A 20,717-nucleotide genomic window follows, 5' to 3' on the forward strand; every position below is an offset into this window, starting at 1 on the left:
GTTTTTAATTGTTTTCTTGTACAGACTGAAAGCCTTTACAGTTTTCCTATCAGGATGATGTGAAAATTTATGCGCTATCAGCCTTTTAGATTGTTAGTTGGGGAGATGAGAAGATGGGGAGATGGGGAGATGGGGAGATGGGGAGAGGGGGAGATGGGGAGATGGGGAGATGGGGAGATGGGGAGATGGGGAGATGGGGAGATGGGGAGATGGGGAGATGGGGAGATGGGGAGATGGGGAGATGAAATTGATGTGTAGCCGTGTGAGCGCAAAAAATTTGTATTAACTATCAAATCCCGGACTTACCTTATAGAGTTGACTTATCTACCATTTCCAAATAGATCATGAAATTCCATTTACCTATTACCTGTTACCTTTTTATATCAATCCTAGTTTGATATTTAAAATTAAACTACTATAGTTACCTGAAATAGTTATAGCGTTTATCATAGCTATGATGTACATATTTTTTTTTCATTATTACCTATTCCCTGCTCCCTGCTCCCTGCTCCCTGTTCCCTAAAAACCAGAAATTTGGACTTCACTCGTGAAGATAATTGCTATATATTCAGAAATAGACTTAGACGGCTTCCAACCAATCAAAGATTTGATCTAATTGATCTAATGTAATTAGTCCGTATTGCCAAAGAATCATGGGTAAAAAGGTTGGGCTTGGTTCGCCCTGGCGTAGTGCCAGGGCAATGGAAGCCCCAGGAATCTCTAAGTCTTCCTGTAACCAGCGAATCAATTTAGTGAGCACTGAATACTGCATCGACCTCTGGTTTAGGAATTGGGCAGAGAGTTGCTAGCAAAAGCATCCATGGCATAGGCCGGAGTGCGATCGCTATAGTCAGTGTCTTGACCAGTGAAGGATTTGGCCAGTTTGTTGAAAGACTCACTACGCCAGTTGCGCTCATGGATGGGCTTGGTTTGCTCACCACGGAAGTAAGCTTGAGTACCAATTAGCGCCCCAGCAGTCCAACCAACAATTAACAGTGCAATTACAATAGTCATCATTTTCTCCTTTGTGTTTTTTACAAGCTTTGGGTCAAACCGTTAAAGCATTGCTTAATCTGTCAAATGCTTCAAGATTAGGAATTGGGCAGAGAGTTGCTAGCAAAAGCATCCATGGCATAGGCCGGAGTGCGATCGCTATAGTCAGTTTCTTGACCAGTAACGGATTTGGCCAGTTTGTTGAAAGACTTACTACGCCAGTTGCGCTCATGGATGGGCTTGGTTTGCTCACCACGGAAGTAAGCTTGAGTACCAATTAGCGCCGCAGCAGTCCAACCAACAATTAACAGTGAAATTACAATAGTCATCATTTTCTCCTTTGTGTTTTTTACAAGCTTTGGGTCAAACAAGTAACCAATGGTTTAGCTGATACCGAAGGCGGTCAAAATTAACAAGCTGACTAACAAGCTAGCTATCGCACCTTGGGAAATATAATTACGCTGCTGTTCTACTGAAGGGAAATCTGCGTAGTAAATCTCGGTTTCAGGAGCGTAGTTGTTGAGCACTCCGGTTTCATCAACGGTGGTGTACATAGTGGACTTGGTAATGGTGTTAGTGCTGAAAGTCATTTGGTTTTTTCTCCTTTCGTCTATGTTTTACGAGGTTTGGGTCAAACCCTTAAAGCATTGCTTGATTAAAGTGTCAAATGCTTTGTTATTAGGAATTGGGCAGAGAGTTGCTAGCAAAAGCATCCATGGCATAGGCGGGAGTGCGATCGCTATAGTCAGTTTCTTGACCAGTCACGGATTTGGCCAGTTTGTTGAAAGACTCACTACGCCAGTTGCGCTCATGGATGGGTTTGGTTTGCTCACCACGGAAGTAAGCTTGAGTACCAATTAGAGCTGCAGCAGTCCAACCCACAATTAACAGTGCAATTACAATAGTCATCATTTTCTCCTTTGTGTTTTACGAGGTAGTGGTCAAATAAGTAACGAATGGTTTAGCTGATACCGAAGGCGGTCAAAATTAACAAGCTGACTAAGAAGCTAGCTATAGCACCTTGGGAAATATAATTACGTTGCTGTTCGGGTGTTGGGAAATCTGCGTAGTAAATCTCGGTTTCAGGGGCGTAGTTATTGAGCACTCCAGTTTCATCAACGGTGGTGTACATAGTGGACTTGGTAATGGTGTCAGTGCTGAAAGTCATTTGGTTTTTTCTCCTTTCGTCTTTATGTAAATAAATATAACACTTTGTAAATTTTTGTTGCAATAGCTTGACAGGGACTGGCTGTAGGGTTGACCGTACAGGTTCAGGTGTAAAAACCCTATAAAAAGGTAAAAAGCCTAAGGTGTGAATATTAAACAGCAGTAAATAGGCGTAATTACTGCTAATTACGCCGATAAAACCCAATAATGGCTGCTAATCCTTATTTATAAGTGTTTGAATCTAAGTGTTTACGTCTAAGGGTTTAAGTATAAGTGTTTAAGTTATTACTTTCGGTCTATATCTTTAGGCATAGATGGCATCCCCCCAGCCCGATCCTATTGACACTCCCCACTGATAGAATCAGGGGGATTCTTGGTTCATAGACCCGTCTTGCTTAACCAAACCGGAGTCAGGAAAAGTAGAGGACAGATCTCCCCAAGCGTTAAGTAAAGTTCCCGTGTGCCCCACGGTACTTAAGGCTCTAGTTAGGATGTTTTTAGCGGCATTATGGTCGCGTTCGCGTAGCGTCGCCTTCGGCGAATCTAACCGACACCCACATTTACAGACATGGGTTCGAGTTGATAATGACTTCTTGACCACTTCACCACAGCTGGAACAATTCTGGCTTGTATAGGCAGGATTAACTGCAACAGTTATCCGACCAAACTTTTGCCCAAAATATTCCAGCCACTCCCTGAACTTGTACCAACCTGCATCATTAATAGATTTGGCGAGACAGTGGTTTTTAACTAGATTTTTGATCCTCAAATCTTGCCTTCGGCACGCTGCGCGAACATAGGCGACCAGATCGTTAGACCGGATTACGCAACGTGCCAGTCTCTTGGCATGTTCTTCACGCTGCCTACTTATTTTAAGGTGATGTCTACCTAATCTATTGACGGCTTTCTTACGGTTAGATGAGCCTTTCTTTTTTCGGGAGACCCGACGTTGGTAAAACTTTAATCGTTTTTCGCTTTTGCGATAAAACCTAGGATTAGGTTCTGAATAACCATCAGAGTCAGTGTAAAACTCTTTTAGTCCGACATCTAACCCGACAGTGAATCCAGTAGCTCCTAGTCGCTTTAAGTTATCTATTTTGACACAAAACTGAACATAATAACCATCAGCTCTTTGGACTATCCTAACGCGCTTTATCAACTTCTGTTCGCGTAGCGTCGGCTTTGCCGAATCGAAACGCCACAAGTCCCATGTACCCTTGAGCTTAACCTTACCGATCCCTTTTTTATCGGTAAAGTTTATAGACTTCTTGTCTGGGGATAATTTCCACCCGGACTGCTTGTATTCGACTGATCTAGAATGTTTCTTGAAGCGAGGGTACCCTTTTTTGCCGGGCACTTTTTTCTTGCAATTGTCAAAAAAACGTTTAATAGCACGCTCTACGTTCTCGACAGAGGCTTGACAAGCATGACTGTTTAGATCTTTAACAAATTCAAATTCATCCCTTAGTTGAGTGTTGTAGCGATAGAGCTCTTTCTTCTTTACTCCGCGATTGTCCATCCAATACCGAAGTACCTTATTCCGGACAAAACGAGCCGTTCTAATAGCTTCATTTACTGCTAATTCTTGAGGCTTTTTTAGAATAGCTTTGAACTCCATGACCAACACTCGCACATCACCTCCTTTTGTTGTATCTACTCGACCTGTTTTAGTGCTACTCTAATTATAGACCCCTTAAATTATAATGTCAAGTAAAATGTCTGAACAAATCAAAAGAAAAGTAGGAAGACCTAGATTGCACGAAGAGGCAAAGAAAAGTTACAGTATCAAGGCTACTGAGACTGGTTGGCGGGGACTGAAACGTTTGGCAGCCAGTTCGGGGTTGAGCTTATCTGAGTACCTAGAGTTCCTGGGAAGATCTGGAACCTTACCAAGTTAGAAAAAAGACGCCCGAACAGTTAGGGAATAAATTCCTGTTCGGGCTAACCCCATAAATAGAATTTAGGGGCTTGCGCCCTCAGGGTTTTCGGTCAGCCTTTAGATGAGGAGTTTATAGGCTGATCCGATGTGTAGCAATATGTGTGGACAGGACTGACTGGGTAATTCCTGTTGGTATAAGCAAATATTTTGGCAAAGGGGGGCAAGCATCATGCCCTACCCTTTTGATTACTCCTGCAATTGATCACTCTTGTAACAGAGTCTTAGACACAATTCTGGTTTTCTTACGATCAGCTTCTGAGAGGTCTTCCCCAGTTTGCAAAATCGTAGCATTGGTTTGCAGTACTGTTGCGGCTCCTTTATCCCCCATCTGGATAGCCGTTTTTGCCGCAGTTTGTAACATGGTGGCAGCCCCAGCGCGATCGCCCTGCTGTAATTTCGTTTCCGCAATTTGAGTCTGACGGTATTTAGCTAAAGCTAGAATATGCTTCTGTACCTCAGGATTGGGAACTGGTTGATAACCCTCCTGGAAATTTGCCTGAACTGGCACGATTTCCGAGAGTAACTCTTGTCCACCACTGGATGGGTCATCATATCTGACTTGTACATGGGCAATGGTTTGACGACCCTCTGGCATTTTACCAACATACAAGTTAGCGAGAATCACCCGTTTTGAATCAGTCATCAAATCTCCCAAACGTACCATAAAGCGATTGCCTTCTGATTGTGCTGGGAGTTCAATGGCATCTGGTTCTACTTGGGCAATGGGTTTAAGTTCTGCTAACCTCACTTTTGGCATTAAATCCAACAACAGATAAGCATTAGTTAAGCCAACAGACTGCATGCGGTTGAACAAACGTGCAAACTCACTCAGGGCTTGCTCTGGTTCTTCAATGTAAGACAAGCTACCAGTAGCAATATCCGAAATTTTTTCCAAAATATCTTGGTTCCAGTTGGAACCGAATCCCAGACTGTTGATAGTCAAGTTATTTTCAGCAGCCAGTTCAGCTAATTTTATGCAGCTTTCATTATTTCCATGTTCGTTTTCCCCATCAGTGAGCAGAAACACCTGAGATACCGTGTCTTGTTTAGCTTTAATTAATTCTTTAACCCCTAGCTTTAGACCTTCATCAATGGCGGTACCCCCATCAGCCGCAAGTCGGTTAATCTTTCGTTTGATTTGGTCTAGGTTGCCCATCGGTTGATTGCGAACTAGCACTTTGGCTCTGTGGTCAAAGGCCACAATCGAGAGGCGGTCATCCGGTTGCAGGCGCTCAATTAACCCCACTGCTGCTTGCTTGACAGTTTCCAGGGGCTGCCCATGCATGGAGCCACTGTGGTCGAGTACCAGACACAAATTCAAGGGTACACTTCGACTAGAGGAAGCAGCGATCGCAGAAATCGCCACGGATAATTGACGCTGACTACTCGGTTGATTAGCATCAATATTAGTATCGTTAAGGGCTGGGTGCAAACCAACTTTCATCTGTCCGCCTCCCGGTCGTCTCCCGCTATAATCTTTGATTTAGCGGTGAGAGGAAAGGGAGGACAGGGTTTAAATCGTATAAGCATAACCATCCTTTCTGTGAATAAACTGACAATATTTGTGGCTAATTCCCTGTACTAATCCTGATTTAGTGGAGATATTGAAAGAACCCGATTTTCGAGTTGCGACTCTCCCCACGTAAGTACCTATTTTTTTACCTTTAGTTACCACAGCACGAACAATGTCCCCTGTTTGGAACCCTTTATGCACTTTGGTTCTTGAGCAGTAACGAATGGGGAATCCGTACTTGTTGGTTCGACAAAGTTGACGAGTGCCGTGACCTTTGGCGGTAATTATCAAAGGATGGGTTACTTCGATAACCAATGTTTCAATTTTTCCGACGTTTGCAGCATCTAACCAATGAGTCTTAGGGAGGTTTTGGCGACATCGGTTAAACTTAGTCAATCCGCCGCTACCAACTTCGACAGGCAACCCAATAGATTTTAGTTCATGGTACAACTTCCAGCGAGTCGCATTAACAGATGCCGCATCAGCTAAAGGTCGTTTTGCTTGAGCTTTAACCCGCCTCAAGACATCAGGCTTTCCAGACAAGAAATGCTCAACCTCCTGATTAGACTTAGCTTGATTACATGAATGACACGCGATAGCTAAATTATAAACTCTATCAGAACCGCCTTTAGATAATGGCTTGATATGCTCAATCTCTAACTGAGTATCTGTTGTCCCACAGTAAGCACATTTACGATTCCATTTTTCAAGTAGATACTCTCGAAGCTCGTAACCGTAAAGCGTACCTTGCTGATACTCGATCCCAGATATTTCAGGATTTTGCAGTTTCTGAGTATCAAATCTAACCAACTCTTGAGAGAACCCTGTAATGGGACATAAACGAGTTAGTTTTTTGACCCAAGTTAAAATGTTGTAAACTCTAGACATCAGACTAGGAGCTAACCAGCCTTCTGACCATGGTCGGTTAAGAAACCTGGGCTTGCGATACCGAGTTTTACGATTGCGACGGGCGCGCCTTAACTGTCTACGAGAAGTCAAAGCGTCTCTAATTTGAAAGCCTCTATGGGTAAGTTCACCTCCCCAAACCACTCTGCTATTTTGAACAATGGCCAAACCACTTGTTTTTGCACCAGGGTCTATTTTGAGCTGATGAGTATGAGTTATTGGCTCTTCTATTTCCTCCGTTAAAATTATAGTAAATGGGTAACGACGATAGACCTTAGCTTTGCCTGTCGAAAGTATAATTCTAGCTCTCGCCGGTTTGCAGGGGTCTAAAGGTTGTCGATTTTTATTTAGTACAAATACACGCATAATTGTGTTTCCTCCTATTGCTAGGGTAAAGTTAGCTTAGTCAAAGTTATTTCTCGGTACTTTCCTGATCGCACTGACTTAACTCAACTAGGTCTGTTTAACGACCGGGTTCTAGAGCTGGGGACTAGCTACGCATCCCCAGGTAGGACTTTAACTCTTGGAAATAACGGAGTTCTTATAGAACTTAGACTGGTCAACTATGAGCTTTTCACAAGCTCCCGCTATAGTCTTTTCGCGCAGCGGAGGCCGTAGGCCACGCGGGGCGCGTTCGGCTACGCCGAAAGACTTAGCGGTGAGTTATTGACTTTAGATAGCTCCTCAGGCAGCAAGGGTAATTGATTATGGGTGTAGGCAGTTTTCCCCTATGTTACACTTTTAACCTTCAGGGGGCTAACCGACACGAAGAAAATCACGAAGAAAGTATGGCAAGCTACACTGGTTAAAGATAGTGCCATTATTGCAGCCCCAAATATCATGAAACGACCCATCCAGGCTGTTCAATCCACCTACTATGGTAGACCTGCCCAGCGGACACCGCCACCAGACTTACCCTCGCTGTTGTTAAGTGAGCGGATTGTATATTTGGGTATGCCCTTGGTGAGTGCGGTAACAGAATTAATTATTGCCGAACTGTTGTATTTACAGTACGACGACCCAGACAAGCCCATTAAAATTTACATCAATTCCACCGGCACATCCCGTTACGATGGCCAACCCGTGGGTTTTGAAACCGAAGCCTTTGCCATCTGTGACACCATAAATTACATCAAGCCCCCTATCCACACTATTTGTATTGGTTCAGCCCTTGGGATGGCAGCGATGCTCCTCTCCGCAGGAACCAAAGGCTGTCGGGCAAGTTTACCCAATGCCACTATTGTCCTACATCAGCCCAGGAGTTATGCCCAGGGTCAAGCCACGGATATCCAAATTCGTGCTCAAGAAGTTCTGACCAATAAGAAGACGATGCTCAATATCTTGTCTCGCAATACCGGTCAAGACCAAGAAAAAATTGCCAAGGATATGGATCGGTTCCTTTACATGACACCTCACCAAGCCCAAGAGTATGGTCTGATCGACAGGGTGCTAGAACCTCAAGAGGTTGATAGTCAGATTCCTGCTGGTATTACTTAAGTTGTAAGTTATCAGCAATCAGCATTCAGCGTGTCGCGTATCAGCAATCAGCAATCAGCTTATGCGCTACCCACAGGCTAGAAGCCTGTGCCACGCAAGCTACTTGAGGTGCTATCAGCTTCCCATAATCTATTAATAACTCGGAGCAAATTATGCCAATTGGTGTGCCCAAAGTTCCCTACCAGATGCCAGGAAGTCAGTATACTGAATGGATTGACATCTACAACCGTCTCTACCGGGAACGGATTATTTTTCTAGGCAAAGAGGTTGATGACGAAATTACCAACCAGATCATTGCGGTGATGCTATATCTCGACTCTGAAGATAATAGCAAAGATATCATACTCTACATAAACTCTCCTGGTGGTTCAGTCACCGCAGGCATGGCTATTTATGACACCATGCAGCATATCAAATCCGATGTAGTAACCGTTTGTGTTGGTCTAGCTGCTTCCATGGGGTCTTTCCTGCTAGCTGCAGGTAAAAAAGGAAAACGAATAGCTTTGCCTCACTCCAGGATTATGATTCACCAACCCTCTGGGGGAACCCGTGGACAAGCTACGGATATTGAGATTGAAGCTAGGGAAATTTTGCGGATCCGCCATCAACTCAATGAAATCTACGCCCAAAATACTGGTCAAGCCCTAGAGAAAATCGAAAAAGACATGGATCGGGACTTTTTCATGTCAGCCGATGAAGCCAAGGAGTATGGCTTGATTGACCAAGTTATTGACCAGAGAGCACCCTAGAGTGTTGGTCTGGTAAATTTGATCAGTACTTAAGCCGCCAAGCCGGTTATTAACGGTAATTACACTTTGATTTATAACCAGAAACCCCGTTGTAACCGTCTTGGTGCGTAATCGCTGTTTGATGATCTGGTGATCAAGTATTATAAAGGGAAAAGTAGTGACATTATTCAGCAGGGTACTCTATATATAGGAAACAGAGAAACAGGTAAGTCTGTCTAAACGCTTATTGATTGCTTATCCCATTGATGAATCTGGCTGATTGCTATCGCTTATTGGGTGTCGGTCCAGGAGCGAAGCAGGTTGAAGTAAAGGAGTCTTATCGGCGTCTGGCACGTCGGTATCATCCTGATATTAACCCTGGAGACAAGCTTGCCCAAGAAAAGTTTATTCGGTTTACGGAGGCTTATAAGCTTCTCCTCAGTGTTATCAAAGAGTCTGACCGTGAACCAGTATTAACCTCCGCCACTAGCTTTGGTAATCAGAGTAATCAGCCTGAGGACTCACATCCCCCAACTTCAACTTGGGTAACACCTAAGCCACCATCCGTTGAATTCAATCAACCCCTATCAGCAGTTGAACAACAGCTGAAGTGGGATTCCTATCATCAACTCCAGCAATTGCTTCGAGAGCGACGGTTGATGAGAGCGATCGCATTAGTCGAAGCCTTGGCCCAAAGAATGCCCCAAGACCCAGAAGTGCGTCAGTGGCAAGCGATCGCTTATCAAAGTTGGGCAAGACACTTGCTTAAACAGCACAAGCTCGATAAAGCTAGAAATTATCTCAGAAAAGCCCTCAAGACTGACCCCTACAATAAGTCTCTGTGTGCTCAGATAGAACAGGATTTTCTTGTGATCGAACAGATGATATAGCAATTCTTATTTGGGTGAGGTACTTTCCTCCTGGGTTTTAGGGAGCAGGGAGCAGGGAGCAGGGAGTAGGGAAGAGGGAAGAGGTAAAAAATTCTGTATGAGAAACGCTATATAGGGTTGGTATTGGTCAAGATGTAGTGGTTTGGCTACGCTCTGGTACTGGTGTTGCGATCGCAACTGCGCTAAATACACGCACGCTACTTGAGGTGCGCACACTACACGAACGAGGTTTATTTTAAGCTGACCGCTGACCGCTGACCGCTGTTCGCGTAGCGTGCGCGTAGCGCATATGCTTACCTACGAAATTCAGCAACGCCATTCCGGATTCACGGGAAATTACCAGGGAATTAACAAAGGGTTTGGAACATAAGCGTTAAACCTTTAAAACTTTGAAACGTTCAACACTTCCAACTCATCACCTGTCCCTATCAAAATTGTCCCATCGTACCTGCAATGGATAACGCTCATGCATTAGTTGTTGGCATCGCCAACTATCAAAACATCAACCAACTCCCAAACACTATCCTCCAAGATGCTCAGAACATTTACAACCTGCTGATTGACCCGGAATACTGTAGCTATTCACCTGAGAGGGTGCAATTACTGCTAGATACTAAAGCAACTAAGGCAGCACTCAGTGAGGCATTAGCAAATCTAGCCCAACAGAGTAACAAAGACTCTACCGTTTTGATTTATATTTCCAGTCATGGGGGACAGATTAAAGAAGGTGCTTACCAAGGAGAGTACCTGTTACCAGTAGACACAAACCTGACATCCGGCGGATCATTATTAGCTCAAACTGCCATTTCTGGCGATCAGTTTACCGAGGCTCTACGGGCGATTCCAGCTCGTAAATTAGTCGTTGTTTTTGACTGCTGTCATGCTGGCGGCATTGGTCAACCCAAAGATGTGGATGGGTCTACCCTTAAAGAGGGCTTACCAGAAAAGTATTATGACTCCCTTACCCAGGGACGAGGTCGGGTTATCCTCGCTTCTTCTCGCAGCAGTGAAAAATCCTATGTTTTACGGGATGCTGAAAATAGTCTGTTTACCCAACACTTGCTGGCTGGGTTGCAAGGGGGTGCGATCGGTTCAGGGGGAGTTATCCGTATCCTTGACCTTTTTAATTACTTACAGCCCAGAGTTACCAGTGATCAGGCCAATCAGCATCCTATTCTCAAAGCTGAGATTGAGGACAACTTCCCCATCGCCCGTTACCTGGGAGGAAAGGCGGAAACGCCAATGCCTCTAACTTTGCCTAGTGATGATTACGAGTACGATCTCTTTATCAGCTATCAAGCCAGGGGAGAGGATAAGCATTGGGTTCGTCAGGCGTTGCTGCCTTACTTGGAGTCACAGGGGCTAAAGGTTTATCTTGATATTCGCTTTCGATTGGGCGTACCTATAATTACCAGCATGGAACGTGCTATTGAGCGAAGTCGCTATACTGTTTTGGTACTTTCCCCAGCTTACTTACAGAGTAGTTATGGTCAGTTTGAGAACGTGGCGAGTCAACATTGGGGACTAGAAGAAAGTCAGTATCATTTAATACCGATTCTACGGGTCGAATGCACGCCACGACTGGGACTGCGCATGCTCCCCTTGCTGGACATGACTGATGAGGATGAGTTTGAGACTAACATAAAACGCTTGCTTTACCAACTGTGGCAGCCCCCATCGAGGAGAAATGGTTGATGGAAAAATCTAAAAAGTACCCTCAAGGATACTGTCAAAGCCTGAAATAGCCACCACAATATAGTTGTCATTTAATCTAGATATCTCTTTAGAGATTTCAGTGTTTATTATAGGTTTAATACTTCAGGGTTGTATCTGCATCAAACCAGAATTTCCTATAGGTAAGGATTAGAATGCAGGCTAAAGAATACGACCTCTTTATCTCCTATGTAGATGCTGATCGGGCTTGGGTAGAAGGCTATTTACTAGATGCCTTGAACCAGACTAATGTACGCTATCTGGTAGAAACTGCCTTTACTCTTGGTGTGTCTTGGATAGCAGAATTTGAGCGTGCTATTGAGCAAAGCGATCTCACGTTACTGGTACTCTCTCATGCCTATCTAGCCAATGATACTAACCGATTCATTGATTTGCTAGCTCAGTCCTATGGACGAGACAAAGGGATTTGGCCAGTTATCCCTCTGATCAGGGATGAAACTCTGGAATTGCCACCTAGCCTCAGTGCTCTTGTACCACTAGAAGCAATCAATGAGGATGAGTGGGAAAAGGCAATTGAACGCTTGTGTCAGCATCTACAACGTTCAGTGCCTGACGCTCCATCTAAACCGGAATGCCCTTATCCTGGCATGAGACCCTTTAGTGAGGAAAAAAGCGATCGCTTTTTTGGGCGTGATCAGGAAATCAAGCAACTCCTACAGCACTTGCGTCATCATAATTTTGTGAGTGTAATTGGTCCGTCAGGTAGTGGAAAATCTTCCTTAGTGTTTGCAGGTCTAATTCCGGCTTTAGAGCGAAGTGGACTTTTTGAGGATGGAAAGTGGTTAATTCGCACAATCCGTCCTGGTGAGGAACCTTTGACGGCTTTAAAAAAAGCATTAGAAAGTGACCTAGCTAATCCCACCTTAGCAGTTACTACAGCTTTAGCCACTGAAGACAATGCTCGACGATTACTTTTAGTGGTAGACCAGTTTGAGGAAGTATTTACGCAAGCTGAGCAAGAAGCAGTACCTTTTCAAGAGGTTTTACTGGGTCTACTGGAAATTCCTGACTGCTATGTAATTTTGACCGTCAGAGCAGACTTTTATCCTGAACTAATGGAGTCTATGCTATGGGACCAGATTCAAATATCTCGGCTGGAGATTGTTCCTCTCAATGCTGAGGGATTGCGTGAAGCCATTACCAAACCAGCCGAAAAAGTCAAAGTTTTTATAGAGTCAGTGCTAGTAGAGCGTTTGGTGGCAGATGCTGCTGAGGAACCAGGAGTTTTGCCTATAGTGCAAGAAGCAATGGTGTGGTTATGGGAGAAACTAGAGCGGCGATTTTTACCCTTTAGAGCCTATGACACCCTAGTACTGACCAGCACAAGCTATGAAAAGATAGATGGTAGCAACCGTAAAGGATTGCAGGCTGTAATCGCTAATCATGCTGATTCTACTGTTATCAAACTGTCCAAAGAAGAACAACAGATAGCTTGGCGTATCTTCCTACGCTTGATTCAGTTTGGTGAAGGACGTGCTGATACTCGTCGCCAGCAGTCAGTTGAGCAGTTAAAAGCCCTTGATGACAATCCAGAACTGTTTGACAAAACACTAAATTACTTAGCTGAAAATCGCTTGTTAACCCTCAATGCCGGAAAAGACGGTTCTAGTATTAACGTTGATATTGCCCACGAGGCTCTGATCGAGGGTTGGCCAGCTTTGCAATGGCGGCTTGAAAAACGACGGGAGGCGGAACAGACTCGTAGAAGACTAATGCGCCAAGTTCAAGATTGGGTAAACCTGGGGAAAGGCAAAGGAGGTTTATTAGATGAGACTGAATTAGCTGAGGCGGGGCGCTGGTTGAGTAGTCCTGATGCTGATGAGTTGGGCTATGATGAAACCTTACTGGAATTGGTTGAAGCTAGCGATCAACAGATTCAAGCAGCGAAAAAGCGGAAGAAGAGGACTCTAGCTACTGTCATAGCCACAGCAGGTTTAGCAATAATTGCAGCATTTGGTTTTGTGTTTCAACAAAATCAGACTCTACAAAACCAAATCTACTTTCTAACTACATCGTCTGAAGCTCATCTTTTAGATGATGCTCAACTAGAAGCTTTGGTAGAGAGTATCAAGGCTGGCAGAAAGCTAAAACAGCCAACTTTTTGGATGCCGAACAGTATCCGCATTCGGACTGCCGCAACTTTACAACAAGCTGTGTATCAAACTCACGAAATCAACCGATTGGAAGATCACAGAGAAAGGGTTAATAGCGTCAATATTTGTTCTAACGGTCAGATGCTGGCTTCTGGTAGTGATGACGGAACTATCCGACTCTGGAAACAAGATGGTAGTGGTAAAGTCAATGGTCTTCTAAAGGGACATCAAGATAGAGTGACTAGTGTTGCTTTTAGTCCTGACTGTAAGATACTAGCCTATACCAGTGCTGATGGAAAGGTGAATCTGTGGGATTTCGCCAAAGGAATTGTGATCAGAAAGCTGGAAGGTCACAAGGGTGGACCGAAAAAAGGCTGGGTGAATGGAGTGAGTTTCAGTCCTGATGGTAAGATTTTCGCTACTGTCAGTCGCGACCAGACTGTGAAACTTTGGAATACTGATAATGGAAATCTACTCAAAACCTTGGAAGGACACGTGGACTCTGTCAATGGAGTTAACTTCAGCCCCGACGGTAACACCTTAGCTTCTGCTGGTAACGATGGAACCGTAAAACTTTGGAACACAGACGGTACCTTAATTCAAGACCTTCCAACTGGACATAAAAATGGAGTTACCAATGTTATGTTTAGTCCCGACGGTCAGATCCTCGCTACTGCTAGCGCTGATAAAACAGTGAAGCTCTGGAATTTGAAAGACGGGCTAGTTGAAACTAAAGAAGAGGGGCACATTCTGAACGGCCATGACAAGGAGGTTACTAGCGTCTGTTTTAGTTCTGACAGTAAATTTATGGTGTCTGCCAGTCAGGACAGTACCTTAAAGCTTTGGCGCGTAGCCGATGGAAAATTACAAAAAACGTTGAGGGGTCATACTGGTAAAGTGTGGAGTATCAGTTGCCACCTGGATGAGCAGACCCAGACCCTAATGTTAATGTCTGCTGGAGAGGACAAAATTATCAGACTCTGGAGCATCCCTCCCCTTGAAACCTGCACCCAATGCCGACTCTACACGACCAGTTTTAGTCCTGACGGTCAAAAATTTGCGGCGGCAGGTTGGGATGGAATTGTTTGGGTTTGGAGCAGGGATAAAACCACTCCTAAATTGTTGTTCAAAACCCAGGAAAGCCATAAATCGTCAGTAAAGACAGTCAGCTTTAGTCCTAATGGTCAGATTCTTGCCTCTGGCAGTGATGACAAAACAATTCAATTGTGGGATTCTAATGATGGCAGCCTAACCAGAACTTTAAAAGGACACCAAGGTCTAGTTACCAGTATTAGCTTCCATCCCGATAGCAAGATTTTAGCTTCTGCCTCTGATAGTAAAGATCCAACCATAAAACTGTGGAACCTCACCGATGAAACTCTGCTCGAAACCCTAGAAGTAAATCAGGATGGAGTTAGTAGTGTCACATTTAGTCCCAATGGCAAAATCTTGGCATCTGGCAGTTATGACAACACAGTGAAGCTCTGGCGATTAGATGGAACTTTACTGGAAACATTGCCTGGGCATGGGTCGGCGATCGCAGCTCTGAGCTTTAGTCCCGATGGCAAAACTCTAGCCTCTGCCAGTTGGGATAATACTATTAAACTCTGGCGGGTCAAAGACCGTAGCCTTCTTGACACCCTGACGCTGAGGGGACATAAAGATGGAGTTACTAGTGTTACATTTAGTTCTGATGGTAAAACGTTAGTCTCTGGCAGTGCTGATCAGACCATTAGATTCTGGAATCCCAAAGATGGCACTTTGCTAAAAATCTTGCGAGGAGAAACTAACCGAGTCGAAAGCGTTAGCTTTAGTCCTAATGGCAAACTAATGATAAGTGCCAGTGAGGAAGAAGGTCTATTGCTCTGGAATTTAGACTTAGAGGATTTGTTGAAACGGGGTTGCGATCGCATCCGAGATTATCTCAAAACCAACCCAAATGTTAGTGAGAGTGATCGGCAAATTTGCCAAAACTTCTAAGAGGTTGTCTGAGAAGTCCCATTTGCTACATCCAAGCCCCCGTTGGTCCCCCAATTTTGGGGGACTTTTAGAAGCAAATTGACTCTTCCCCCAAAGTTGGGGGGATAGGGGGGCAAAATTCAGTATCAAAAAACTTTTCAGATATCCTCTAAACACCCTAAAAGCTGAACCCTGTTCGGATTGAGCCAACAAAAATGTTATTATTTTCCGAGATATGCCCAGGGTCAGTGACGATAAAAAAGCCTGGTGTAATCGATACCCGATTACTAACTCGGAAGCGGTAAAAAGCCTCGTAGTGCATGCTAGACCCTTCATCTGCTCGCACAATATTAAGTCCAGCCCTGAGTCGGGGTGGTTGACCTACCATCACGGCTAGCAAATCACCTTTTCTGCCAAAGGGGTCAGAGATACCCAAAGAGAATAGGTATGTGGTTGAAAGAACTAGGGCATCTGATGGTAGGGAATCAGTGAGAGTCACCCCTCCCCAAGCTCCTAAGGTAATTTTACGGGTTACTCGCCATGCCAGAGTCCCATTGACGGCATGAATGGTGGCGGGTTCGTTGAATCCTCCCGAAATATCAGCATTGTTGCTGCCGGTAAAGGTATCGAGACGACCATTTCTAGCAAAGGCATTCACATAGGCAATGCCAGTCCTGAGGTTATTAGCTGGCTTGGCTAAAAGCTGCACGCCCAAAGCCCGATGATCTGCTGAAAACAAACCCTCATCGCTACTATTGCCATTGCGAACCCCATAAGCAACCTGTAGACGTGCCCGATTACTCAGCAATAAGTCTAAGCCAGCACCAGCATTTAAGCTACCAATTTTGAAGATGGGACTAACTCCAGCAAAGCGAGAGAGAGCCCCATGGCTTGCACTCTGGTAGGGAGAGTTGGGGTTTAGCACACTGTTGAGGCTAAAGCCCACAGGTTTAAATGTGAAAACCAAGCCATCGCTAACAGCAAACCGATATTCTAAAGAACTCAGTTCAAACTGATTATTTGTATCGGCTTGGTAAGATAGTAGCGCCATGTTGGTGTTAAGGGCTTGGGGGTTAGCGAAACCGCGATCGTCAAAATTCCCTGCCACGAATCCCACCCGCAGCTTCTCCCGCTTCGGATCTATAAATGACGAACTAAGCTGAAGCACCGTCAGGTGGGACAGAACCGTCTCGGTTTCTCCGCGACCGGGAGGTTCACCCCCTGTAGCAGTTGACACTCCCAAAATTACTTGTCCTCCTAGTTTGACTTTGGGGGAAAACTGCTTGTCCTCTAAGGTTTTTGTCCTAACCTCCAGACTTTCAATCTGACGGCGAGTCTCAGCAAGTTTAGCGGGAAACTGAGTACACAGTTTTTCTACAGTGGCCAAATCTTCTTGACTTAGTTTTTTTTCAGACCCAGACTCAATTAACTGATAAATGGCATCCAGCACAGAATTCAGTACAACAGCAAATTCGTAGGGGGTAAGGGGGCGATCTCCCTGGAATGTGCCGTCGGGATACTCAAGAATCAGACCATATCGTTTCACCAGAGACTGTAGTGCCTGAAAGCTCCAATCCGTTGGCTGTATATCCCTTAGTTGCCAAACTGGGGTTATCTGAGCCATAGGGTTATCCAAGAAATTAGCTTCAGTAACCTCAGCTTCTGCTTGTTCAGAAGTATTTGCTAACACCGGAGCAAGGTCAGCTAGAGTATCAACAGAGACAACCGACCTAGTAACTTTTTCTAGGAATGTACCTGAGTTAGGGCTAACTCCCTCTGTCGAACGAGTTGCCATTGCTGGTGAAGCGAGAAAAAATGCCGAAGCTCCAGATAGTAGTAAGCAATTTTTTGTGTTCAAAATTTACACCTACGGTTGTTGATTGAGTAGTAGATGCCCTAATTCCTTAAATTCTTCAGTTATAGGACTTACGCATTTGCCCCCTAAATCCCCCGAGCGAGCAATCCCTCGCTCGGGGGACTTTGACATCATTACCCCCCAAAATTGGGGGGCTAGGGGGGCGAAATCAACTTAACCGCGTAAGTCCTGAGTTGCTAACAATTCCTTAGCGGTCAGGAGCAATGCCGTCAGTCAAGGTACCCTGGAACGGCACATTCACCGGGGGTTCATCACCGTTCACGCCAAAAATTTCAATGCGGGTGGCGGTACCATCTGGATTAATCACAGTGCCTGAGGCATTATTCCCACTCAGACCAGCATCGTTGGAGATCCCACCATTGCCATTAATTGTGATGGTGGGGTCATCATCAAAATCCACAGTCATGGGAGTTACGTTACCCTGCCCATCTGTGAAGGTTGCCGTATTTTCACCTGTCCTGACAAAAATGCCATCGGTAACGACTGGATTAATAATGTCAGAGGAAGTTTGCCCTGTTAGACCATCATTGTCCGAAGGTAAATCGTACTCCTCATCAAAGAAGGTGTCCCTGTCTCTCAAGGCATCTTTCAGAAATTCGGTTTTAGACTGTTGCCTTCTCAGGGCAGCCAAGGTTTCGACTCGAACTTTATTGAGTGTGATTTGAACCCCTTCCGGTTCTTGAGCCACTATGTCTTCTTGTCCAGGTGCTAAACCAGATGCTAGTGGCACAGCATGGTAAAATGCCTGCAAGTTGAATTCACGAACCTGTCCTACCTCACCATTAGTAACAGCAACAGTTTGACCCCCAAGCAAGGAAACGGGATTTTGTCCATCTGAATCAGAAACCGTAATGTCGCCATCCGTCAGGGCAAACACACTAGTTGTGCCGTTAGTAGAATTATGAACTACAATCACCGCACTACTTTTTTCCGGTGGAACTAGCAAATCAGGAGTGGGCAAAGCTGGTTTCACCTGGTTTGTATTAGCTTGACCCAGAACTACAGACCCGGAGTCAGCTAAACTTGCAATTGGTGGAATATAACCTGCCATATCACTAATAACATGATGCATGGCAGCGATCAGAATCGGCTTTCTTGTTGCTAAGGGTAAGTCTGGTGTGAATGATGCAGATGCTACGGGAGTTTTAGTTGCAATATTAATACGACTGTCTGGAGTTTCAATCTGAGTGCCTACGCTGTTTTGGGGGGCCATGACTAGAGCCATTCCTTCCTTAAGAAAGAAGATTGTTTCGGTCATGATGGCAGCTTCGTTTACCGTGGCACTGACGTAGCCTTGACAACCTCTATGCTGATAATTTTCAAGGTCAAATCTACGCAATCCAGACTTAAATAGGAACTCCGAACTTTGATTGACCCTGGCTATAGAGCCTTCATTGAACAGGAGTTCTGCTAAAGAGTTGCTAGCTGTTTTCAGAATATTCTCATACTTTAGTCGGACTCCAAGTCTGCTATCTTCGTAGGATTGTCCTCGGTCAAAGCTCACCTCCACTGTCCGTTGCTGCCGACACACTTCAGCTTCGGTCAGCTGACCTTGGCTCCCCCGGGATTGAGCCACTATTGGAGCTATGCACACTAAGCTCAAGAAACTGCCAGCTAATAAACTTTGACCTAATGACCAAATTCTTCGTGCCATTTCTGCTTTTCTCCAAAATTGCTACTTAAGGTAGATGCACATTAGGTTTGTTTGATTAAACACATCCCGTTCGTTTAGGGTGTACTACAGATAATATAGGATATTTCTATTTCTAAGATTTTCCCTAAGACCTATCTTGTCATTAGATAGTTTTGTAAGAGAGTTACGAGTAGCAGCCAAAAATTGAACGAGTTCAACTCTTCACCCGTACCATCAAGAAGTGCTAACAAGCTGGAGTTGGTGATCTATGTTACCCTGACCTGATTATACTGAGTACTTCCCCACTAAGCTTATTCCTATCCGCAATGTTTATAAACTTTTTATTTCTATAATTAGTGTTATATCAGTTGTAATTGTGTGACTATAGGGTTTACAAATGAGATGTAAATTTAGGAGGTCGTTTATTATTGTCCAATAAAACTCTGGATTTCTTTTCCCTCTTGCTTTTTCCCTCTTACCTTTTGCCAATTCCTGCCAGAAATGGTTGACAACCCATATATAAAACAGGCTTCTATGTGGCACAGGCTCAGGCTTCTATGTGGCACAGGCTTCTAGCCTGTGACCTAACGAATGCTTACCTCTTGTCTTGATGCAGCGCGGTCTTGGGGGAAACCCCCAAGACCGTAATGGTGCGTTTGAGCCGTAATTAAATTCGCCACGGGTCGCACCTCTGCATGGCTTATTCAAAAGCACCTCAAGTAGCACCATTAGTAGCGCGTAGCGCTATATAGCAATCCTAAATCAATTGAGAGAATGTTTGTTCCCTGTTCCCTACTCCCTGCTCCCTGTTCCCTGTTCCCTTTGCTATAGCTGTTCGCGTAGCGTGCGCGTAGCGCATAAGCTGATAGCTTACAAACCATCTTTAATAAATATCCTTAGAGTTAGCATTCAAGTAAGGGCGCTTCATATCAATTCCAAGCAAAGAAAAGTTGTGGAGGATAAAATTCATCCGACCTTCTGCAGAGTCGTGACCTTGTAGCCAAGCTTCTAGTAACGCATTAGCAACAATTTGGCAGCGATTCATGCCTAAATCTTCTTTAGGCGTAAATTTATAATCCGGTTCTTCTGATAGAGCCAGTCCTGGTAACAGCTGCTTGGTAAACAAAGGCACCACTTCATCTGGAAGTTCCAGGGGTTTGTACTTTGGATGAGTAATATAGAAATTAGATTGAATCTGAACATTGTTAAGAATATCATAAAAAACATCAAACAATCCAGGTATAGAAGAATCCAGTCGTTGATTTCGTAAAGCATCCAGTAATTGCATAATCAAAACCTTAGGACTTAGGCAGGAATACGGCTAGGACAAGTGAGTTCAGAGAATTATGAATACGTTGAAAATGTTAACGTTTTGATTAACGATTGCAGTACCACCGTTTTTAGCGATCGCGATTCGTTCTAAATCCACCTCATTACTAATGAGAAAAGGCTGGCCTGCGCCGACAAAGTCTTTGGGAATAATGCGAGGGTGTCTGTTGTCTTCGCCTCCTTCAATCTTGTCGACCTGATATTCTGACACATCTGTCATGAAGTCCAAATCTTTGATGGAATCCATAAAGCTTTCCGAAGTTGAAAACAGAGCAGAACCAGCAGGACGCTAATTATAAATTTCCATCTCATCCATATTGAGTACTCTCCCTTTTCAAAAGGTTTAATTTGGTTGGGTAAAATTAGCTCTAGAGAATCAATCCAGTAATGACCATTATGGATAGGCATTAAACATCAGGGCAATCATATATATATCGCCCAAAGTTTAGTTATTCCTTCC

At 44.4% G+C, this 20,717-nt stretch carries 21 protein-coding genes; 6 read left to right on the forward strand and 15 right to left on the reverse strand.

What is annotated here, in order from left to right; genetic code table 11:
- The first annotated feature begins 121 nt into the window (after positions 1 to 121).
- Positions 122 to 286: a hypothetical protein gene (locus tag F6K53_RS30350; protein ID WP_293083226.1), complete on the forward strand. Its 165-nt coding sequence runs from the start codon at positions 122 to 124 to the stop codon at positions 284 to 286.
- Between the two features lie 294 nt (positions 287 to 580).
- Here F6K53_RS30350 and F6K53_RS30355 read toward each other — a convergent pair whose 3' ends face one another.
- From F6K53_RS30355 to iscB, 9 genes are all read right to left on the reverse strand, one after another.
- Positions 581 to 772: a DUF2949 domain-containing protein gene (locus F6K53_RS30355; protein ID WP_293018949.1), complete on the reverse strand. Its 192-nt coding sequence runs from the start codon at positions 770 to 772 to the stop codon at positions 581 to 583.
- Positions 773 to 783: 11 nt separating this feature from the next.
- Positions 784 to 1,014 (reverse strand): hypothetical protein, encoded by a 231-nt coding sequence (locus F6K53_RS30360; protein WP_293019005.1) that lies wholly within the window; start codon positions 1,012 to 1,014, stop codon positions 784 to 786.
- A gap of 77 nt (positions 1,015 to 1,091) precedes the next feature.
- A complete protein-coding gene (locus F6K53_RS30365; RefSeq protein ID WP_198954069.1) occupies positions 1,092 to 1,322 on the reverse strand; it encodes a hypothetical protein in 231 nt (76 codons plus the stop codon).
- Positions 1,323 to 1,376: 54 nt separating this feature from the next.
- Positions 1,377 to 1,583 carry a ssl1498 family light-harvesting-like protein gene (locus F6K53_RS30370; RefSeq protein ID WP_070393417.1) on the reverse strand — a complete coding sequence of 69 codons (207 nt, stop codon included), beginning with the start codon at positions 1,581 to 1,583 and terminating at the stop codon, positions 1,377 to 1,379.
- A gap of 88 nt (positions 1,584 to 1,671) precedes the next feature.
- A complete protein-coding gene (locus F6K53_RS30375) occupies positions 1,672 to 1,902 on the reverse strand; it encodes a hypothetical protein (protein WP_198954070.1) in 231 nt (76 codons plus the stop codon).
- Positions 1,903 to 1,954: 52 nt separating this feature from the next.
- Complete coding sequence (locus tag F6K53_RS30380; RefSeq protein ID WP_365975266.1) at positions 1,955 to 2,161, reverse strand: ssl1498 family light-harvesting-like protein; 207 nt, start codon at positions 2,159 to 2,161, stop codon at positions 1,955 to 1,957.
- 360 nt (positions 2,162 to 2,521) lie between these two features.
- A complete protein-coding gene (locus F6K53_RS30385; protein ID WP_293070923.1) occupies positions 2,522 to 3,787 on the reverse strand; it encodes a transposase in 1,266 nt (421 codons plus the stop codon).
- A gap of 514 nt (positions 3,788 to 4,301) precedes the next feature.
- Entirely contained in the window at positions 4,302 to 5,543 is a 1,242-nt protein-coding gene (locus tag F6K53_RS30390; RefSeq protein WP_293070921.1) for a VWA domain-containing protein, read from the reverse strand.
- 69 nt (positions 5,544 to 5,612) lie between these two features.
- Positions 5,613 to 6,884: an RNA-guided endonuclease IscB gene (gene iscB / locus F6K53_RS30395; RefSeq protein WP_293018953.1), complete on the reverse strand. Its 1,272-nt coding sequence runs from the start codon at positions 6,882 to 6,884 to the stop codon at positions 5,613 to 5,615.
- 474 nt (positions 6,885 to 7,358) lie between these two features.
- Here iscB and F6K53_RS30400 point away from each other — a divergent pair, with 474 nt between their 5' ends.
- The 3 genes from F6K53_RS30400 (at position 7,359) to F6K53_RS30410 (ending at position 9,633) form a co-directional block, all read left to right on the forward strand.
- Positions 7,359 to 8,015 (forward strand): ATP-dependent Clp protease proteolytic subunit, encoded by a 657-nt coding sequence (locus F6K53_RS30400; RefSeq protein WP_293070919.1) that lies wholly within the window; start codon positions 7,359 to 7,361, stop codon positions 8,013 to 8,015.
- Positions 8,016 to 8,167: 152 nt separating this feature from the next.
- On the forward strand, positions 8,168 to 8,764 hold the full coding sequence (locus F6K53_RS30405; protein WP_070393421.1) for an ATP-dependent Clp protease proteolytic subunit: 597 nt from the start codon (positions 8,168 to 8,170) through the stop codon (positions 8,762 to 8,764).
- 245 nt (positions 8,765 to 9,009) lie between these two features.
- Positions 9,010 to 9,633 carry a DnaJ domain-containing protein gene (locus tag F6K53_RS30410; protein WP_293037153.1) on the forward strand — a complete coding sequence of 208 codons (624 nt, stop codon included), beginning with the start codon at positions 9,010 to 9,012 and terminating at the stop codon, positions 9,631 to 9,633.
- Positions 9,634 to 9,639: 6 nt separating this feature from the next.
- On the opposite strand, the gene F6K53_RS30415 is transcribed toward F6K53_RS30410, so the two are convergent.
- The gene (locus F6K53_RS30415; RefSeq protein WP_293018964.1) at positions 9,640 to 9,849 is read right to left on the reverse strand and encodes a hypothetical protein; all 210 of its coding nucleotides are present in this window, start codon (positions 9,847 to 9,849) and stop codon (positions 9,640 to 9,642) included.
- Positions 9,850 to 10,086: 237 nt separating this feature from the next.
- Here F6K53_RS30415 and F6K53_RS30420 point away from each other — a divergent pair, with 237 nt between their 5' ends.
- Together F6K53_RS30420 and F6K53_RS30425 are read left to right on the forward strand one after the other, a co-directional pair.
- Entirely contained in the window at positions 10,087 to 11,328 is a 1,242-nt protein-coding gene (locus tag F6K53_RS30420) for a caspase family protein (RefSeq protein WP_293070916.1), read from the forward strand.
- Positions 11,329 to 11,501: 173 nt separating this feature from the next.
- Positions 11,502 to 15,440 (forward strand): TIR domain-containing protein, encoded by a 3,939-nt coding sequence (locus F6K53_RS30425; RefSeq protein WP_293070914.1) that lies wholly within the window; start codon positions 11,502 to 11,504, stop codon positions 15,438 to 15,440.
- Between the two features lie 157 nt (positions 15,441 to 15,597).
- Here F6K53_RS30425 and F6K53_RS30430 read toward each other — a convergent pair whose 3' ends face one another.
- The 5 genes from F6K53_RS30430 to F6K53_RS30450 all read right to left on the reverse strand — a co-directional run bounded on the left by F6K53_RS30430 (position 15,598) and on the right by F6K53_RS30450 (position 20,504).
- On the reverse strand, positions 15,598 to 17,277 hold the full coding sequence (locus F6K53_RS30430; RefSeq protein ID WP_293070912.1) for an iron uptake porin: 1,680 nt from the start codon (positions 17,275 to 17,277) through the stop codon (positions 15,598 to 15,600).
- 205 nt (positions 17,278 to 17,482) lie between these two features.
- Entirely contained in the window at positions 17,483 to 18,949 is a 1,467-nt protein-coding gene (locus tag F6K53_RS30435; protein ID WP_293070910.1) for a hypothetical protein, read from the reverse strand.
- 707 nt (positions 18,950 to 19,656) lie between these two features.
- The gene (locus F6K53_RS30440; RefSeq protein WP_293070908.1) at positions 19,657 to 19,809 is read right to left on the reverse strand and encodes a hypothetical protein; all 153 of its coding nucleotides are present in this window, start codon (positions 19,807 to 19,809) and stop codon (positions 19,657 to 19,659) included.
- A 2-nt stretch (positions 19,810 to 19,811) separates the two neighbouring features.
- Positions 19,812 to 20,216, reverse strand: a complete 405-nt coding sequence (locus tag F6K53_RS30445) for a T3SS effector HopA1 family protein (RefSeq protein ID WP_293070906.1) — start codon at positions 20,214 to 20,216, stop codon at positions 19,812 to 19,814.
- Positions 20,217 to 20,264: 48 nt separating this feature from the next.
- A complete protein-coding gene (locus F6K53_RS30450; RefSeq protein WP_293070905.1) occupies positions 20,265 to 20,504 on the reverse strand; it encodes a hypothetical protein in 240 nt (79 codons plus the stop codon).
- Between the last annotated feature and the right edge of the window lie 213 nt (positions 20,505 to 20,717).

Origin of the sequence: Moorena sp. SIO4A1, assembly GCF_010672065.1 — a bacterium.
Lineage (GTDB): Bacteria > Cyanobacteriota > Cyanobacteriia > Cyanobacteriales > Coleofasciculaceae > Moorena.

Bases quoted from the DNA above. Each gene is read 5' to 3' on its own strand.
- F6K53_RS30350 (WP_293083226.1), top strand. From the start codon at position 122: ATGGGGAGATGGGGAGATGGGGAGAGGGGGAGATGGGGAGATGGGGAG.
- F6K53_RS30355 (WP_293018949.1), bottom strand. From the start codon at position 772: ATGCAGTATTCAGTGCTCACTAAATTGATTCGCTGGTTACAGGAAGAC.
- F6K53_RS30360 (WP_293019005.1), bottom strand. From the start codon at position 1,014: ATGACTATTGTAATTGCACTGTTAATTGTTGGTTGGACTGCTGGGGCG.
- F6K53_RS30365 (WP_198954069.1), bottom strand. From the start codon at position 1,322: ATGACTATTGTAATTTCACTGTTAATTGTTGGTTGGACTGCTGCGGCG.
- F6K53_RS30370 (WP_070393417.1), bottom strand. From the start codon at position 1,583: ATGACTTTCAGCACTAACACCATTACCAAGTCCACTATGTACACCACC.
- F6K53_RS30375 (WP_198954070.1), bottom strand. From the start codon at position 1,902: ATGACTATTGTAATTGCACTGTTAATTGTGGGTTGGACTGCTGCAGCT.
- F6K53_RS30380 (WP_365975266.1), bottom strand. From the start codon at position 2,161: ATGACTTTCAGCACTGACACCATTACCAAGTCCACTATGTACACCACC.
- F6K53_RS30390 (WP_293070921.1), bottom strand. From the start codon at position 5,543: ATGAAAGTTGGTTTGCACCCAGCCCTTAACGATACTAATATTGATGCT.
- iscB (WP_293018953.1), bottom strand. From the start codon at position 6,884: ATGCGTGTATTTGTACTAAATAAAAATCGACAACCTTTAGACCCCTGC.
- F6K53_RS30400 (WP_293070919.1), top strand. From the start codon at position 7,359: ATGAAACGACCCATCCAGGCTGTTCAATCCACCTACTATGGTAGACCT.
- F6K53_RS30405 (WP_070393421.1), top strand. From the start codon at position 8,168: ATGCCAATTGGTGTGCCCAAAGTTCCCTACCAGATGCCAGGAAGTCAG.
- F6K53_RS30410 (WP_293037153.1), top strand. From the start codon at position 9,010: ATGAATCTGGCTGATTGCTATCGCTTATTGGGTGTCGGTCCAGGAGCG.
- F6K53_RS30420 (WP_293070916.1), top strand. From the start codon at position 10,087: ATGGATAACGCTCATGCATTAGTTGTTGGCATCGCCAACTATCAAAAC.
- F6K53_RS30425 (WP_293070914.1), top strand. From the start codon at position 11,502: ATGCAGGCTAAAGAATACGACCTCTTTATCTCCTATGTAGATGCTGAT.
- F6K53_RS30435 (WP_293070910.1), bottom strand. From the start codon at position 18,949: ATGGCACGAAGAATTTGGTCATTAGGTCAAAGTTTATTAGCTGGCAGT.
- F6K53_RS30440 (WP_293070908.1), bottom strand. From the start codon at position 19,809: ATGGTTTGTAAGCTATCAGCTTATGCGCTACGCGCACGCTACGCGAAC.
- F6K53_RS30445 (WP_293070906.1), bottom strand. From the start codon at position 20,216: ATGCAATTACTGGATGCTTTACGAAATCAACGACTGGATTCTTCTATA.
- F6K53_RS30450 (WP_293070905.1), bottom strand. From the start codon at position 20,504: ATGGATTCCATCAAAGATTTGGACTTCATGACAGATGTGTCAGAATAT.